This is a genomic window from Pseudomonas sp. TMW22091 (assembly GCF_022496705.1).
GTDB lineage: Bacteria > Pseudomonadota > Gammaproteobacteria > Pseudomonadales > Pseudomonadaceae > Aquipseudomonas > Aquipseudomonas saxonica.
On the sequence record NZ_SCFI01000016.1, the window covers coordinates 12,990 to 29,471 of the forward strand.

Consider the following 16,482-nt stretch of genomic DNA (forward strand, 5'->3'; position numbering starts at 1 on the left):
GTAAAACCTGTGATCACGGTCTATCAATAAAATCGTGAGCACCGAATTTACGATTGCTGCGCAACCGAACGCCGCCTGCGGCAGCTGCTACAAGAGTGGTTTACTCGCCAATCGCGGCTTTGTAACCGGCAGCGTCCAGCAGTTTGTCCAGTTCAGCGGTATCGCTTGGCTTGAGTTTGAAAATCCAGGACTGGTACGGAGTATTGTTCAGGCTTTCCGGGCTGTCAGCCAGGTCTTCGTTGACCGCAACCACTTCTCCAGACACTGGCGCGTAGATGTCCGAAGCGGCCTTTACCGACTCCACGACACCTGCCGTCTCGCCTGCGGCAAATACTTTACCGATTTCGGCCAACTCAACAAACACCACATCCCCCAAGGCTTCCTGAGCGTGATCGCTAATGCCCACGGTCACCGTGCCGTCAGCTTCCAGGCGGGCCCATTCGTGACTTTCAGCAAAACGCAGCTCGGCAGGGATATTGCTCATATTCAGTGTCCTCAAAAGGAATTGTCGGCGGCTTGCACAGGGTACAAGCCTGCCAGTAAAGGTTAGATCAAGGCTTTGCCCAGACGAACAAAAGTCGGTTTAACCACGCGAACCGGATACCACTTACCCCGAATTTCGACCTCGGCACGGTCTGCCGTAGCCGTCGGAACTCGCGCCAAAGCAATCGACTTGCTTAACGTAGGAGAGAAACTACCACTGGTGATCTCCCCTTCGCCAATACCCGCGATCCGAACAACCTGATGGGCACGCAATACGCCGCGCTCTTCAAGCACCAAACCCACCAGTTTGAGCGGTACGCCGCCGGCTTTTTCAGCCTCCAGCGCAGCGCGCCCAATAAACTGACGTGTGGCCGGTTCCCACGCAATGGTCCAGGCCATATTGGCTGAAAGTGGCGAGACAGACAGGTGAATATCCTGCCCATAGAGGTTCATGCCCGCCTCAAGACGCAGCGTATCGCGGGCACCCAGGCCAATAGGGGATATACCGGCGCCCACCAGATCGTTGAAGAACGCCGGGGCCTGGTCAGCCGGGAGCATAATTTCCAGGCCATCTTCGCCGGTATAGCCGGTACGGGCGATAAACCAGTCACCGCAGCTGTGCCCTTCGAAGGGCTTGAGTTGCTGGATAAGTTGGCCACGGGCCTGATCCACCAGTTCGGCGACTTTGTGCCGAGCGTGTGGGCCTTGTATGGCCAGCAGCGCCAGCTCGGGCCGCTCCAGCAGTTGTACGGCATAACCTTGAGCCTGAGCCGACATCCAGGCCAGATCCTGTTCACGAGTGGCGGCATTGACGACTAGCCGATAACCCGTGGGCATCAGGTAGACAATCATGTCGTCAACCACGCCGCCCTGCTCATTGAGCATGGCGCTATAGAGTGCGCGGCCGGGCGTGTTCAAACGGTCGACATCGTTGGCCAACAAATGCTGGAGCCATTCCTTGGCCTGATCACCGATGACGTCAATCACGGTCATATGCGAAACATCAAAAACCCCACAGTCGCGGCGCACCTCGTGGTGTTCCTCAACTTGCGAGCCGTAATGCAGGGGCATATCCCAACCGCCAAAATCGACCATTTTCGCGCCTAGGGCGAGATGCAGGTCATACAGAGGCGTACGCTGTCCCATGGGTTTCTCCTTCCGGGCGTGGCGAAGGTGCGGACAGGCATGTTAAACATTTCAGATCTCAGGCAGAGACCTTGAACCGTTTAACAGAGAACCCGGCCTGACAGACAAACCGCACCGAATGCGGCGCATTGTAGCCGCATGGGCAAGCACTGGCACCTAACCGTTGCGATGGGCGGAACGGCGAATCAACCCGATGACCGGCAGTAGACCAACCAGCACCAACGTCAGCGCGGGCAAAGAAGCCCGCGCCCATTCGCCTTCACTGGTCATCTCAAAAATACGCACCGCCAGCGTATCCCACCCAAATGGACGCATCAGCAGGGTTGCGGGCATTTCTTTGAGCACATCGACAAACACCAACAATGCGGCGCTCAAGGTGCCGGGCAGTAATAACGGCAGATACACCTTGATAAAAAGTCGTGGGCCACTCACGCCTAAACTCCGGGCGGCCTCAGGCAATGAAGGACGAATGCGCGCCAGACTGCTTTCAAGCGGGCCATAGGCCACAGCGATAAAGCGCACCAGATACGCCAGCAGCAAGGCTGACAGGCTGCCGAGCAAGAGCGGCTTACCCGCCCCACCCAACCAGCCGGACAGTGGAATCACTAGTTCACGATCCAGGTAGCTGAAAGCCAGCATGATGGAGACCGCGAGCACGGAACCCGGCAAGGCATAGCCCAGATTGGCCAGGCTGACCCCGGCCCGAATCGCTGGTGTGGGTGCCTGACGTCGGGCAAACGCCAGCACTAATGCGACGCTGACCGTAATCAACGCGGCCATGGCACCTAAATACAAGGTGTGAAGAATCAGCCCGGTGTAGCGCTCATCCAGATCAAAGCGTCCGCGCTGCCAGAACCACACCACCAGTTGCAGCATGGGAATCACAAACGCACAGGCAAAGACCAACAAGCACCAACCGCTGGCCAACCATGCCTTGGGCCCACGCAAGTGATACAACGCCTTGACCCGTGGCCGCTCGTTGCTGGCCCGGCTGGCACCGCGTGCCCGGCGTTCGCCGTACAGCACCACCATGACCACCAGCAACAACAAACTGGCCAATTGAGCAGCTGTTGAAAGGCTGAAGAACCCGTACCAGGTTTTGTAGATGGCGGTGGTAAAGGTGTCGAAATTAAACACCGACACCGCACCGAAATCAGCAAGGGTTTCCATCAATGCCAGAGCAACGCCCGCCCCAATCGCCGGTCGCGCCATCGGCAAGGCAACTCGCCAGAACGCCTGCCACGGGCTTTGGCCCAGCACGCGAGCGGCTTCCATCAAACCTTTGCCCTGGGCGAGAAATGCCGTACGCGCCAGCAGGTAAACGTAGGGATAAAACACCAGCATCAGCACGATGATCACACCGCCGGTGGATCGCACCCTCGGCAAGCGCAGGCCCATGCCAAACCATTCCCGCAGCAAGGTCTGCACGGGCCCGGCAAAATCCAGCAGGCCGACAAAAACAAACGCCAACACATAGGCCGGGATCGCGAAGGGCAGCATCAGCGCCCAGTCCAGCCAGCGTCTGCCGGGGAACTCACACAAGCTGGTCAACCACGCCAGGCTGACCCCCAGCAGCGTCACGCCAATACCAACCCCGACGATCAATGTCAGGGTGTTGCCCAGCAAGCGTGGCATCTGCGTGTCCCAGAGGTGGCTCCAGATCTGCGAGTCGATACTTTGCCAGGAGAGCAACAGTACGCTCAGCGGTAACAGCACTAGAGCAGCAATGGTAAAAACCAGCGGATACCAGCGACGTTGGGCAGGATGGGCCACAAAAAACTCTCGGAAGGTGGGTAATGCGAGGGAGTGTAGGGCTAATGCTGCCCTCACCCTAGCCCTCTCCCGGAGGGAGAGGGGACTAAATGCAAAAGCAGATTGGCGTGACGCCTGCCATCAGCACCCTCTCCCTCCGGGAGAGGGTTGGGGTGAGGGGCTTTTAATCAATTCCAGCCCGCACGGTCCATCATGCGGATGGCTTCGGCCTGCCGCTTGCCTGCCACTTCAACCGGCAGGGCGTCGGCCTTGAAACTGCCCCAACTGGCCACTTCAGCCGAAGGCGCAACTGCGGGGTTAGCCGGAAACTCCTGATTGGTACCGGCAAAAATCGCCTGCGCTTCTGGCGTAGTCATCCATTCCACGAGCGCCTTGGCAGCTTCAGGATGCGGTGCATATTTGGTCAAACCGATCCCCGACAAGTTGACGTGCACGCCACGATCCGCTTGATTTGGCCAGAACAGCTTCACACCCAGGTCCGGCTTTTGCTTGTGCAGGCGGCCGTAGTAGTAGGTGTTGACGATGCCGACGTCGCATTGCCCGGCGTTGATGGCCTCAAGCACCGCAATGTCATCGGAAAACACGTCAGTGGACAGGTTATTAACCCAGCCTTTGAGAATTTGTTCGGTTTTCTCCGGGCCGTTCACTTCGATCATCGTGGCCGTGAGCGACTGGTTGTAGACCTTTTTAGCCGTGCGCAGACACAAGCGCCCTTCCCACTTCTTGTCGGCGAGGGCTTCGTAGGTCGACAACTCTTCTGGTTTCACCCGGTCGGTGGCGTAGGCGATGGTACGTGCACGCAGGCTAAGGCCTGTCCACTGGTGGGATGAGGAGCGGTACTGAGGAGGGATGTTTTGATCAATCACGTCCGACTTGAGCGGCTGCAGTATGCCCATTTGTTCGGCTTGCCACAGGTTACCGGCGTCTACGGTGAGCAACAGATCGGCGGTGGCGTTTTCGCCCTCGGCCTTAATGCGCTGCATGAGCGGCGCTTCTTTATCAGTGATGAACTTGACCTTGACCCCGGTCTTGGCGGTGTAGGCATCAAATACCGGTTTGATCAGCTCGTCGATACGCGAGGAATACACCACCACTTCATCGGCAGCAGACACACTGCTCGCAAAAACGGTAAGGGCCAGGGCAGTCAGTAGACGCTTGGGTGCCAGCATGGGAGGCGGTCTCTCGTGATGCGAATCGGGTGTAAATGGTAGTGAATCACATTTGCCATCTCAACCGAACTCGCCCTCGAGCCGTTACTAGATGTTACTAAAAAGGCAGGAGCGAAGTAATCGCCCCCCATCACGCCTTGGCCAACGGCGGTAAATCTCCGCTCAAGCCCAGCGCCTGGCGCACGAAAAGGGCTTTTGCTTCAGGCATTTTATCGACCCACTTCAAACCGGTATTACGCACCAGCCGCGCAGTGAGCGAGTCGGACTGGAACAGTCGCTCAAAGCCTTCCATCGCGGCCATCAGCGCCAAATTGTGCGGCATGCGTCGACGTTCATAACGGCTCAGTACCCGTACATCTGCCAGGCGTTCGCCACGGTCCTGCGCATGCAACAGCACATCGGCCAGCACTGCGGCATCCAGAAAACCCAGATTGACTCCCTGCCCGGCCAGCGGGTGAATGGTGTGCGCCGCATCGCCGATCAGTGCGAGGCCTTCAGCCACGTAGCGTTTGGCATGACGTTGACGCAGGGGAACGCATACTCGTGGATCAGCGCTGAGCACGGCGCCCAGTCGGCCTTCAAAAGCCAATTCCAGCGCGCGGCAAAAAGCCTCGTCCTCGAGCCCCATCAACTGTTCGGCCTCTTCAGGCGTGGTCGACCAAACAATCGAACACCAGTCTTGTTCACCTTCGCGCTCCAAAGGCAGGAATGCCAATGGCCCGTTGTCAGTAAAACGCTGCCAGGCGGTTCGCTGGTGAGCCTGCGCGCAACGCACACTGGTCACGATGGCGTGATGCTGGTAATCCCACTCACGGGTCTCACAGCCGGTCAGACGGCGTACTGCGGAGTTGGCGCCATCGGCAGCAATCACCAGCGGAGCACGCAAGGTGCGGCCATCAGCCAGCGTGAGCAGCCAGTCATCACCCGAGCGGCGCATCTGCTCAAGGCGCGCATTGGCCAGCATTTCAATGTCAGCGCCCTGCACACACTCCAGCAACGCGTCCTGCACCACTCGGTTTTCGACAATATGCCCCAGCACCTCGGCATGCACACTGGCTGCCGAGAAGTGGATCTGCCCGGTGCCGCTGCCATCCCACACGTGCATGTGCGAGTACGGACTGACACGCCGCTGAGTAATGCCCTCCCACGCCCCCAGACGCTCAAGGATGCGTTGGCTGGCCGCCGACAATGCGCTCACGCGAGGCTCAAAAGGGGCTTGGGCCGTGAAGGGTTTAACGCTCAACGGGCTGCCATCCAGCAACAGGATGTTCAGTCCGCTATTTTTGAGCGCCAGCGCAAGGGCGCTTCCGACCATTCCGGCCCCAACAATCAGCAAATCTGCGCGCATTTCCATGCTTTAAGCCTGTCTCGTGAGCGGCAATGGCCGCATCTGAAAAAAGGGTTCGACCCGGCACTTGAGCGCCGGTCGTCATCAACTGTCTGCGCGGGTGCCCAGCCCCATGGCCTGACGGGCAAACCAGCGCTTGGCTGGCGGCATCAGGTCGAGGCCCAGCAAGCCGAGGTTGCGGCCCAGGGATACCAGCGTTTGATCGCTGCCAAACAAACGCGTCACCTGGTCCGAGAAACCAATGGTCAGTTGTTGATCAGGCATCTGGTGCTGTTGATAACTCAACAGCGTAGCCAAATCGCCGGGCGTTTTGTCACTCGCCAACAGCACATCCGCCAAAGCCTGAGCATCGCGCAACGAGAGGTTGAAGCCCTGCCCCGCGATTGGATGCAGGCTGTGAGCCGCATTTCCCAGTACCGCAAGGTGCGGCCGTACTTGTTCATCAGCTTCGACCAGTGTCAGCGGGTACAAATGCCGCGCGCCGACTTGCTTAAGCGTGCCCAGACGATAGCCGAACACGCTCTGCAATTCGCGCAAGAAGCTGCGCTCGTCCACATCGGCAAGGCGTTTGGCATCCATTCCCAGACGCGTCCACACCAATGCGCAGCGATTGTCGGGCAAGGGCAGCAAGGCCATCGGCCCTTCGTCGGTGAAGCGTTCAAACGCCATGCCGTCATGGGGCTGGCTGGGAGTGATGTTGGCAATCAACGCACTCTGGTCGTAAGGACGCTTGCGCACATTGATACCCAACTGTTCACGCAAGCCCGAACGCCCGCCATCAGCCAGTACTGCAAGGTCGCAGTCGAGCGAGGTTTCGTCGTTGAGGGTCAACCGGTAGCCCGTCTCCATCGGCTGCATGTGGGTAACTTCGGCCGGACACCGCCAGCTGATCACTTCAGGGTCCAGACCTTTCCACAAACATTGACCCAACCAGGCGTTTTCGACCACGTACCCCAAGGCCGGAACGCCCTCTTCACGAGCGGACAAGCGGGCGGTGGAGAAGCGACCGCGATCAGAAACGTGAATATCCTTGATCGGCTCGGCACGTTCGGCAATCGCCGACCACACGCCCATGCGCTCATAGATAAGACGGGCACCATAACTAAGCGCCGAAGAGCGGGCGTCATAACTCGGCTGGTAAGTGTTGCCGGGCGCAAAGGGTTCGATCAGGACGATTTTCCACCCGCGCGCCTTTGCCCCGGACTGCAACGCCAAGGCCAGGCTGGCTCCGACCAGACCACCACCAATGATTGCCAGACTGACACGGCTCATGCTGCGTTCGTCCGCGCAGAGGCCATCAAGGCTTCGATTTCGGCGACGGTTTTGGGCACGTCGCCCGTCAGAATTTCACAGCCATTTTTAGTGACCACTACGTCATCCTCAATGCGTACACCGATGCCGCGCCATTTTTTTGCGACTTGCATGTTAGAGGGGCTGATGTAGATACCCGGCTCAACCGTCAAGGTCATGCCGGGTTCCAGCACGCGCCATTCACCGCCGACCTTGTATTCGCCAACGTCATGCACATCAAGCCCCAGCCAGTGCCCGGCACGGTGCATGTAAAAGGATTTATAGGCTTCGCTGGCGATCAACTCATCGACATCGCCCTGCAACAAACCGAGTTCAACCAGGCCCGCCGTGATGACCTGCACCGTGGCTTCGTGCGCCTGATTCCAGTGTTTGTTGGGAGCAATCTCGGCAAAAGCCGCTTCTTGCGAGGCCAGCACCAGTTCATAAATGGCTTTCTGTTCCACCGAGAACTGGCCGTTTACAGGGAACGTACGGCTAATATCGCTGGCATAGCAGTCAATCTCACAGCCCGCATCAATCAATACCAGATCGCCGTCCTTGAGCAGGGCGTCATTCTCTTGGTAATGAAGGATGCAGCTGTTATCGCCAGCAGCGACGATAGAGCCATAGGCGGGCATTTTTGCCCCGCTTTTGCGAAATTCGTAATCCAGCTCTGCTTCAAGGCTGTACTCATGCAAACCGGCCCGACTGGCCTGCATTGCACGGATGTGAGCTCGGGCCGAGATCTGCGCCGCATGGCGCATGACCTTGATTTCAGACGCGGATTTATACAGACGCATATCATGCAGCAGGTGATCCAGCGCAACGAATTCCTCTGGTGGCTGGGCCCCCAAATCGGCCTTGGAGCGGATGGTGTTGATCCAGTCCATCAGGTGACGGTCGAAGGGCGGGTTGTTACCCATCGCCGAATACACCCGGTCACGGCCTTCAATCAAGCCCGGCAGGATGTCGTCAATGTCAGTGATGGGGAACGCATCATCTGCGCCGAAGTCACGAATAGCACCTTCTTGCCCGGCGCGCAGGCCGTCCCACAGCTCTCGCTCGGGGTTGCGCTCGCGACAAAACAGCACGTATTGCCCATGGGCACGACCGGGGATCAAAACGATCACGGCCTCAGGCTCGGGAAAACCGCTCAGGTACTGGAAATTGCTGTCCTGACGGTAAAGGTATTCGACATCACGATTGCGAATAGCCACTGGCGCAGCAGGCAATATCGCGATGCTGTTAGGCCCCATCTGCTCCATCAACGCCTTGCGGCGACGTGTGTATTCCGATTTCGGGATATGGATCATGGGCAGACGGGTTCCCTCTTGGCGATCAATCAGTGCAGTGAAGGCTTGGCAGCCGGCGCTTCGGACTTTGTGGTTTCGGTAAACAGCAACAGCGGCGCAACACGCAGGTACTCCATCACTTGCATGTAGTCGGTCTCGGCGTCTTCGGACTCTTCCAGGGCGTCTTGCACCTGAGAAATAGCCGCCAGATCGCGCAGCACTTCGTTGGCTTCATCGCTCATCGCATATTCGCGACGGTTCAGGCCGAAACCGCTGAGGAAACCACGGCACCACTCACCCAGCGCTGCGGCGCGCTCGGGCAGCGGAGCATCGTCGGTCGGCAACAGCAGTACGACGGTCATGTCGTCACTGGTCAGTTCACCTTTGACCATCTCTTGCAAACCGATCAAGGCATTGCGTACGTTGTCCTGCGGCTCACCGGAAAGTAGCTCGGTGGCCTCAGCCAACCAGGCCTCGTGCTCAAAACCGGCGCCAGCACAACTGCGGCCCAGTAAATGGCCGTGCAGTTCAGCAGGCGAGACGGAATGACCGCTGTCAGTGAGCAGGGTTACAAAAGCTTGATACGGGGAATTCTGAATAGGCATGGTCAGCTAGGCGCCAAGCGGCGCTATGTCTAGAATGGAGGCCTTGTATCGTAGCATCGGCAGACGAGCCAGACCATCAAGGCGTCAATACGGTTGGCTTTCACCCTCCATCAGAAAAACACAGTAGGACCTAATGGAAGACACTGACCTGCATGCACTGATGGCTAGACTTGAATTACTGATTGCCCGAGTCGAGCAACTTAACCGCCAAAACGGACTCTTAGTAGCTCAGGAAAAGACTTGGCGCGAGGAACGCGCGCACCTCATTGAAAAAAACGAAATCGCCCGACACAAGGTGGAATCGATGATTTCGCGCCTCAAAGCCCTGGAGCAAGACTCATGAGTTCAAGTAACAGCATCACCGTACAGATTCTCGATAAAGACTATTCGATCATGTGCCCCCAGGAAGAACGCAGCAATCTGGTGAGCGCCGCTCGATATCTGGACGGTAAAATGCGCGAAATTCGCAGCAGCGGCAAAGTGATTGGCGCCGATCGTATTGCCGTGATGGCCGCGCTGAACATCACTCACGATCTGTTGCACAAACAGGAAGTCGCTGAAGTTCAGACCAGCGGTTCCACCCGCGAACAGGTACGCGATCTGCTTGAACGCGTCGATGTGGTGCTCGCCGCTGATCCGAACGAACGTCAAAGCTGATTCAAAAGGTTTCTTTGGGGTATACTCGCGCCACTCCCTGGAGTATTCGCCAGTTAGCGATGTCCCTGAGCCGATTCGCACTACCCTGGAGCTTGCACGTTGGGCCGGTGTGCATGTCCGCTAGACGGAAAGCCTTAAGGTCTACTGCAACTTCCACCTTGAACTTTCGGGTTCAAGGGCCAAGCCGACAGCGGTACGTCGGGGAGCCTGATTTATTAGCGCAATGCCAGCTTCTTGCTGGCATTGGCTTTCACGGGTACACCGTCCGGTGACTCGACCTTGAACTGCACGCCACCATGACCGAACCGGTGACACGCCCACAACTTCGCCGACAATTGCGCAAAGCCCGCCGCGAACTATCGCCCTGCGCGCAACGTCAGGCCGCCCGTGGCCTGTATCGGCAATTGGCGCAACACCCACTGTTTCGCCGCGCCAAACACATTGCCCTGTACTTGCCAACAGACGGTGAAATCGACCCGCGCCTGCTGCTCAAAGAAGCTCAACGACGGGGCAAGATCACCTACCTGCCGGTGCTCAGCGCGTGGCCTAAAACCAAGATGGTGTTTCAGCGTATCGCTCCCGGCGAAAAGCTTATCCCCAACCGTTTTCGCATTCTTGAGCCCCTTATCAATAGCGCACGTCAACGCAAGGTCTGGACACTCGACCTGGTGCTGTTGCCATTGGTTGGGTTTGATGCCACAGGGGGAAGACTGGGCATGGGCGGCGGTTTTTATGACCGCAGCCTGGCGTATCTGGCACGACGTCAATGCTGGCGCAAGCCAACGCTATTGGGGCTGGCCCACGAATGCCAAAAAGTACCGACTCTGGCCCAAGCCAGCTGGGATGTACCCTTGCAGGGCACCGTCTCGGACAGTCGTTGGTACGTCGCCCACTGACAACCAAGGCATCACTGAAATAAGCGATGCCCTAACCAGAAAGTGTTTAGCGTTTAAACGGTGGTATTTGCTGTTGCGCCAACTCAATCGGCGCGTCGGTCGAGTTCGACCAGAGGCTTTGCGCATAACCGGTTGTAACCACGCCCAAACCGAACAAAATAACCAACATCCACAGTAAATCCGGTTTGCGTTTCATTGATTGCCCCCCTTCAGGCACATCAATACGATGAAGCAACGGTTTTTGTTATAGGCCGTGCAGCAGCGTCAAGCTTAAAATCCCGGCATTCTGAGGCAACACGAACAGACACGCAAATACTGACGTCAACCGACTGTCGGTTTACAAACCGCTTGCCAGACAATATGACCACGCCGCATTTAAGGAGTAGGAAAAATGGCCTATTGGTTAATGAAATCCGAGCCTGACGAGTTCTCGATCAAAGATTTACAGAAGCTGGGCGAAGCTCGTTGGGACGGTGTTCGTAACTATCAGGCGCGCAACTTCATCCGCTCCATGGCCGTCGGGGACGAATTCTTTTTCTATCACTCCAGCTGTCCACAACCCGGGATTGCCGGTGTGGGGCGAATCGTTCAGGCGGCTTACCCGGACCCCACTGCGCTTGATCCGCAAAGCCACTACTTCGACCCCAAGGCAACCCCCGAGAAGAACCCGTGGAGCGCCCTGCAAGTGGCCCACGTACACACCTTTGCCAAGGTCATCACGCTCGACTACCTGAAACAACAAACTGCATTGGCCGAGATGCCGCTGGTTCAAAAAGGCAGCCGCCTTTCTGTGATGCCCGTGACACCGGAGCAATGGGCGGTGGTGATGGCTAACGCGTAGCAGCTGCCGAAGGTCGGCAGGCAACATCCTGTTTTAGCGTCTAGGCTCTGGACTTCCTTTGATTGGAATCAAGGTCCATCGGACTTGAAATCGTCAAACTAGAGCGCTCTGTGACACAGGATGTCGGCATGTCCACAAATAACCGTATTTCGCATTACTTTGTTATTCCGTTGGCAATTTTGCTGATCGCAGCAGGCGGGTTCGGTTACTGGAAGTCCCAACATGATCGCCTCCCCGAAGGCATCGCCATGGGCAACGGCCGGCTCGAATCCACCGAAGTGCAAATCGCTGCAAAAATCCCAGGTCGTCTGGCCGAAGTACTGGTTGACGAAGGCGACCACGTCACCAAAGGCCAACTGCTGGCCCGCATGGACACGCGCACGCTGGAAGCCTCCCGCGCGCAGGCCCAGGCCGAAGTACAAAGAGCCCGTGAAACGCTGGCGGCCAACGAAGCCAACGTCAAACTGCGCCAGAGCGAAAAACTGCTCGCCAGCCAGGAACTCAAGCGCATTAGCCAACTGGCCCAGCGCGGGTTTGCCAGCGGCCAACAGCTCGATCAACAACAGGCGAAGTTCAGTACCAGCAACTCCGCCGTCACGGCTGCGCAAGCGCAGGTGGCCGCTGCCAGAGCCGCCATTGTTTCCAGCGAAGCGCAAGTGGCGCAACTGACCAGCGAAATAGAAGACAGCAGCCTGCGCGCGCCTATCAACGGGATCATTCAGTTGCGCCTGGCTGAACCGGGTGAAGTGCTCGGTTCGGGTGGACGGGTCTTTATGATGATTGACCCCAGCGATCAGTACATGAATCTCTACTTACCTGCCGCCGTGGTTGGCAAACTCACCGTCGGTGGCGAAGCCCGTATCGTCCTTGATGCGCTGCCTGATCAGCCGCTGCCGGCCAAAGTCTCATTTGTCGCCGACAAATCGCAGTTCACGCCGAAAGAGGTCGAAACACGCGATGAACGGCAAAAATTGGTGTTCCGCGTCAAACTGCGCCTGACCGATCCTGGCGCCGTACCGCAAGCCAAACCCGGCATGCCGGGGGCAGGCTATGTGCGAACTGCCGACGTAGACTGGCCGGCCAATCTGCAATGACCGCCCCGGCGATCAACGCCAGTGGCATCAGCCACCGGTATGGCAAGCAACAGGCGCTACTGGACGTCACCTTCAGCCTGCCAAAAGGTACGCGCTGCGGATTGATCGGCCCCGATGGCGCCGGTAAATCAAGTCTGCTCGGGCTGATTGCCGGGGTCAAAAAGCTGCAGCAAGGCACGCTGGAGGTGCTCGACGGCCCCATCGATGATCGTAGCCATCGCAACACGCTCTATCCGCTGATCGCCTTTATGCCCCAAGGACTGGGCGGCAACCTGTATCCGGAACTGTCGATCAGCGAAAATATCCGTTTTTTCGGTACGTTGTTCGGCCTGTCAAAAGACGAATGCGAACAGCGAATGGCGCAATTGCTCAAGGCCACCGACCTTGAACGCTTTGCCGAACGCCCGGCGGGCAAGTTATCCGGCGGGATGAAGCAAAAACTCGGCCTGTGTTGCGCCTTGATCCACGAACCCGATCTGCTGATCCTCGACGAACCCACTACAGGCGTAGATCCACTGTCACGCCGCCGTTTCTGGGAGTTGGTCAACGATGTACGCAGCCAGCGACCCCAGTTGACCCTGCTGGTGGCCACGGCCTACATGGAAGAGGCTGAGCAGTTTGAGCACTGCCTGATGCTTGATCGCGGCACCTTGATTGCCACCGGCTTGACCCAGGATTTGGCCGCCGTATCACCCACCGGCAAACTCGATGAAGCCTTCACCCATTTCCAGGGGGACAGCGGTCAAAACAATGAACCGCTGGTGATACCGCCACGCACCCACGACAACAGTGATATCGCGATTGAAGCTCACGACCTGACCCTTAAATTCGGCGATTTCACGGCCGTGAACAACGTCAGCTTTGCCATTGGTCGCGGCGAGATATTCGGTTTTCTCGGCTCCAACGGCTGTGGCAAAACCTCCACCATGAAAGTGCTCACCGGGCTGGTACCTGCCACCGAAGGCAGCGCCGAACTGCTGGGCAACCCGGTTAACGCCAGCGACTTGGCCACACGTAAACGTGTGGGCTTTATGTCGCAGAATTTTTCGCTGTATGGCGAATTGAGCGTGCGCCAAAACCTGGTGTTGCACGCCCAACTGTTTGACATGGATAAAGACGACAGTCGAGCGCGCATCGAAGAGCTGATTGAACGCTTCGACCTCAGCGACGTGGCCGAACAGCAATCCGGCGAACTGCCTCTGGGGCTACGCCAACGTTTGTCACTGGCGGTGGCGGTGCTGCATCGTCCCGAAGTGCTGATCCTTGATGAACCGACTTCCGGTGTCGACCCGGCCGCGCGCGATGATTTCTGGCGCCTGCTCATCGAGTTGTCGCGTGATCAGGGGGTGACAATATTCTTGTCGACTCACTTTATGAACGAGGCCCAGCGCTGTGACCGCATCTCGCTGATGCACGCGGGCAAGGTTCTGGCGTGTGATACGCCGGCCGCGCTACAGCAGCAGTTCAAGGGCGAAACCCTGGAAGCGGCTTTTGTCACCTGCCTTGAGCAAGCGCAAAACGAACAAACACCGACCCCTGCCGAAACCACCGCAAGCCCCGCGGTGAACACACCACCGCCACCGAGTAAAAGTGGTTTTAGCCTCACTCGTTTGTTTGCCGTGGCCAGTCGTGAAACCAAAGAGCTGTTACGCGACAAGGTGCGTATGGCGTTCGCCTTGTTAGGTGCCGTTTTCATGATGGTGATATTTGGCTACGGCATTTCGCTGGATGTGGAAGACCTCGCGTTTGCCGTTTACGACCAGGACCAAAGCCCGCAAAGCCGCGCCTACCTCGAAGCCTTTCGTGGCTCCCGCTATTTTGAAGAGCACGCGCCGATCCACAGCGCCGACGAATTGCACGAACGGCTGCAACGCTCGGAAATCAAAATCGCTTTGGAGATTCCTCCAGGCTTTGGCCGGGACCTCTATGCCGGTCGCCAGCCTACCGTTGCCGCATGGCTCGATGGCGGCATGCCATTTCGTGCGGAGACAAGTCGCAGTTACATTCAGGCCGTGCACCAAGCCAACCTTGAGAAATTGGCCGACTTGAGCAGTCTGGCGCAAAACAAACAGGCGGTGGCAAAGCTCGAAACCCGGTTTCGCTACAACCAGGATGTGATCAGCGTCAATGCCATCGGCCCCGGCGTGATGGCGCTGATTCTCGCCTTTATCCCGGCGATGCTCACGGCACTGGGCATCGTGCGTGAAAAAGAGCTGGGGTCGATCACCAACTTCTACGCCACCCCCCTTACGCGTCTTGAGTTCCTGTTGGGCAAACAAGCGCCCTATCTGGCAGTCAGCCTGGTCAATCTGGCATTGCTGGTGGCAATGAATCGATGGCTGTTTGGCGTTCCGTTCAAAGGCAGCGGCTTCACTCTGGCACTGGGCGGCCTGCTGTATGTGCTGTCGACCACTAGCATGGGGCTGTTGATTTCAGCGTTCACCCGCACTCAAATTGCGGCCATTCTGGGCACCATGATCATTACCAGCCTGCCCACCATTCAGTTTTCCGGATTGCTGGTGCCTCGCTCCTCGCTGGAGGGTGCATCGGCCATGATGGGCATGTTATTTCCGGCAGGGCACTTCCTCGATATCGCGGTGGGCACCTTCACCAAAGCGCTTGATTTACGCCAGCTATGGCCGCAATGCCTGGCGTTGTTCGGCTTTTTTGTCGCCTTTACCGGGCTGAGCCTGATCATGCTCAAGAAGCAGGAGGTTTGATGCACAAGCTCTCTCACATCCTGCGACTTGGCCTTAAAGAGTTCACCAGCCTGCGGCACGACAACGTCCTGCTGCTTTTTTTGCTCTATGCCTTTACCGTGGCGATCTATATGCCGGCATCAAGCTCCATCATCGGCGTGCACAACGCCAGTGTTGGCTTCATTGATGAAGACCACAGCACCCTGTCGCGCAAACTCAGCGAGTCGCTGCTGCCTCCAGAATTCAAGGCACCGCAAGCCTTGCCGTATGACCAGTTTGATCAGGCGATGGATAACGGCCAGTACACGTTTGTGATCAACGTGCCGGCTAACTTCCAGGCTGACTTGCTGGCCGGTCGCGAACCCAGTGTACAAGTTAACGTTGATGCAACTGCCATGAGTCAGGCCTTCATGGGCGCAGGTTACATTGGGCAGATTTTCCAGAGAGCGTTGCTTGATTACGCAGGCCAAGGTAACGCTGCTGCGAACACCCCCGCGCGGATTTCAAGCCGTGCGCTGTTCAACTCCAATCTGGAAGGCGGATGGTTTTTGGCGGTGATCCAGATCGTCAACAACATCACCATTCTGGCAATCGTGTTAACCGGCACCGCGCTGTTGCGCGAGCGTGAACACGGCACCCTCGACCACTTGCTGGTGTTGCCGCTGACGGCACTGGAAATCATGCTGGCGAAAATATGGAGCAATATGCTCGTGGTGGTGGTGTGTACCTGGATATCGCTGGAAGTGATCGTGAAATGGGCGTTGGGCATACCGCTGGCAGGGTCGATGGCTCTGTTTTTGCTGGTCACGGCGCTTTACCTGTTCGCCAGCACGGCGCTGGGGATATTTCTCGCCACACTGGCCCGCTCTACGCCGCAGTTCGGCTTGCTGGCGATTCCGGTGGTCATCCCGATGCTTCTGTTGTCGGGCGGCAGCACCCCGCTGGACAGCATGCCTGAGTGGCTGCAATGGGTGATGCAATGCTCGCCGTCGACCCACTTCGTCAGTTTGAGCACCGCCATATTGTTCCGCGGTGCGGCGGTAGAGGTGGTGTGGCCAGACTTAGTGGCACTGCTCGCCATTGGCCTGGTGTTTTTCGCCATTGCGCTGGGGCGGTTCCGCAAGAGCCTGGCGTCGTAGGCAAGAGGCAGCGGCCGTAAGCAGGGCTCGCAGCCTCGTGCCTGGGCAGC

At 57.8% G+C, this 16,482-nt stretch carries 16 protein-coding genes and 1 other RNA gene; 8 read left to right on the forward strand and 9 right to left on the reverse strand.

Annotated elements, in window-relative coordinates; translation table 11 throughout:
- Positions 1 to 100 precede the first annotated feature (100 nt).
- From gcvH to EQV93_RS21230, 8 genes are all read right to left on the reverse strand, one after another.
- Positions 101 to 484 carry a glycine cleavage system protein GcvH gene (gene gcvH / locus EQV93_RS21195; RefSeq protein ID WP_240892400.1) on the reverse strand — a complete coding sequence of 128 codons (384 nt, stop codon included), beginning with the start codon at positions 482 to 484 and terminating at the stop codon, positions 101 to 103.
- Between the two features lie 62 nt (positions 485 to 546).
- Positions 547 to 1,629: a glycine cleavage system aminomethyltransferase GcvT gene (gene gcvT / locus EQV93_RS21200; protein WP_240892401.1), complete on the reverse strand. Its 1,083-nt coding sequence runs from the start codon at positions 1,627 to 1,629 to the stop codon at positions 547 to 549.
- Positions 1,630 to 1,785: 156 nt separating this feature from the next.
- Positions 1,786 to 3,402, reverse strand: a complete 1,617-nt coding sequence (locus EQV93_RS21205) for an ABC transporter permease (RefSeq protein ID WP_146385006.1) — start codon at positions 3,400 to 3,402, stop codon at positions 1,786 to 1,788.
- 167 nt (positions 3,403 to 3,569) lie between these two features.
- Positions 3,570 to 4,571: an extracellular solute-binding protein gene (locus EQV93_RS21210; protein WP_122785320.1), complete on the reverse strand. Its 1,002-nt coding sequence runs from the start codon at positions 4,569 to 4,571 to the stop codon at positions 3,570 to 3,572.
- A gap of 130 nt (positions 4,572 to 4,701) precedes the next feature.
- Entirely contained in the window at positions 4,702 to 5,919 is a 1,218-nt protein-coding gene (locus tag EQV93_RS21215; protein ID WP_199750968.1) for a 2-octaprenyl-3-methyl-6-methoxy-1,4-benzoquinol hydroxylase, read from the reverse strand.
- Positions 5,920 to 6,003: 84 nt separating this feature from the next.
- On the reverse strand, positions 6,004 to 7,191 hold the full coding sequence (ubiH, locus tag EQV93_RS21220) for a 2-octaprenyl-6-methoxyphenyl hydroxylase (protein ID WP_146385010.1): 1,188 nt from the start codon (positions 7,189 to 7,191) through the stop codon (positions 6,004 to 6,006).
- Positions 7,188 to 8,522, reverse strand: a complete 1,335-nt coding sequence (gene pepP, locus EQV93_RS21225) for a Xaa-Pro aminopeptidase (RefSeq protein WP_122785323.1) — start codon at positions 8,520 to 8,522, stop codon at positions 7,188 to 7,190. The genes ubiH and pepP overlap by 4 nt, the downstream gene beginning before the upstream one ends.
- 29 nt (positions 8,523 to 8,551) lie before the next feature.
- Positions 8,552 to 9,106, reverse strand: coding sequence for a YecA/YgfB family protein (locus EQV93_RS21230; RefSeq protein WP_240892402.1), 555 nt, complete (start codon positions 9,104 to 9,106; stop codon positions 8,552 to 8,554).
- Between the two features lie 133 nt (positions 9,107 to 9,239).
- Between EQV93_RS21230 and EQV93_RS21235 the strand changes: the two genes are divergently transcribed.
- The 4 genes from EQV93_RS21235 to EQV93_RS21250 all read left to right on the forward strand — a co-directional run bounded on the left by EQV93_RS21235 (position 9,240) and on the right by EQV93_RS21250 (position 10,659).
- A complete protein-coding gene (locus EQV93_RS21235; RefSeq protein ID WP_122785325.1) occupies positions 9,240 to 9,449 on the forward strand; it encodes a TIGR02449 family protein in 210 nt (69 codons plus the stop codon).
- Positions 9,446 to 9,763: a cell division protein ZapA gene (locus tag EQV93_RS21240; protein ID WP_122785326.1), complete on the forward strand. Its 318-nt coding sequence runs from the start codon at positions 9,446 to 9,448 to the stop codon at positions 9,761 to 9,763. The genes EQV93_RS21235 and EQV93_RS21240 overlap by 4 nt, the downstream gene beginning before the upstream one ends.
- Positions 9,764 to 9,794: 31 nt before the next feature.
- Positions 9,795 to 9,972: non-coding RNA, 6S RNA (gene ssrS / locus EQV93_RS21245), on the forward strand.
- 87 nt (positions 9,973 to 10,059) lie between these two features.
- Complete coding sequence (locus EQV93_RS21250; RefSeq protein ID WP_122785327.1) at positions 10,060 to 10,659, forward strand: 5-formyltetrahydrofolate cyclo-ligase; 600 nt, start codon at positions 10,060 to 10,062, stop codon at positions 10,657 to 10,659.
- A 46-nt stretch (positions 10,660 to 10,705) separates the two neighbouring features.
- On the opposite strand, the gene EQV93_RS21255 is transcribed toward EQV93_RS21250, so the two are convergent.
- Positions 10,706 to 10,855 (reverse strand): hypothetical protein, encoded by a 150-nt coding sequence (locus tag EQV93_RS21255; protein ID WP_122785328.1) that lies wholly within the window; start codon positions 10,853 to 10,855, stop codon positions 10,706 to 10,708.
- A 195-nt stretch (positions 10,856 to 11,050) separates the two neighbouring features.
- On the opposite strand from EQV93_RS21255, the gene EQV93_RS21260 reads away from it, so the two are divergent.
- From EQV93_RS21260 to EQV93_RS21275, 4 genes are all read left to right on the forward strand, one after another.
- Positions 11,051 to 11,500 carry an EVE domain-containing protein gene (locus EQV93_RS21260; RefSeq protein WP_122785329.1) on the forward strand — a complete coding sequence of 150 codons (450 nt, stop codon included), beginning with the start codon at positions 11,051 to 11,053 and terminating at the stop codon, positions 11,498 to 11,500.
- Positions 11,501 to 11,628: 128 nt separating this feature from the next.
- Positions 11,629 to 12,594, forward strand: a complete 966-nt coding sequence (locus EQV93_RS21265; protein WP_146385016.1) for an HlyD family secretion protein — start codon at positions 11,629 to 11,631, stop codon at positions 12,592 to 12,594.
- Positions 12,591 to 15,314: a ribosome-associated ATPase/putative transporter RbbA gene (gene rbbA, locus EQV93_RS21270; protein ID WP_122785331.1), complete on the forward strand. Its 2,724-nt coding sequence runs from the start codon at positions 12,591 to 12,593 to the stop codon at positions 15,312 to 15,314. The genes EQV93_RS21265 and rbbA overlap by 4 nt, the downstream gene beginning before the upstream one ends.
- Complete coding sequence (locus tag EQV93_RS21275) at positions 15,314 to 16,432, forward strand: ABC transporter permease (protein ID WP_146426272.1); 1,119 nt, start codon at positions 15,314 to 15,316, stop codon at positions 16,430 to 16,432. The genes rbbA and EQV93_RS21275 overlap by 1 nt, the downstream gene beginning before the upstream one ends.
- Positions 16,433 to 16,482 lie beyond the last annotated feature (50 nt).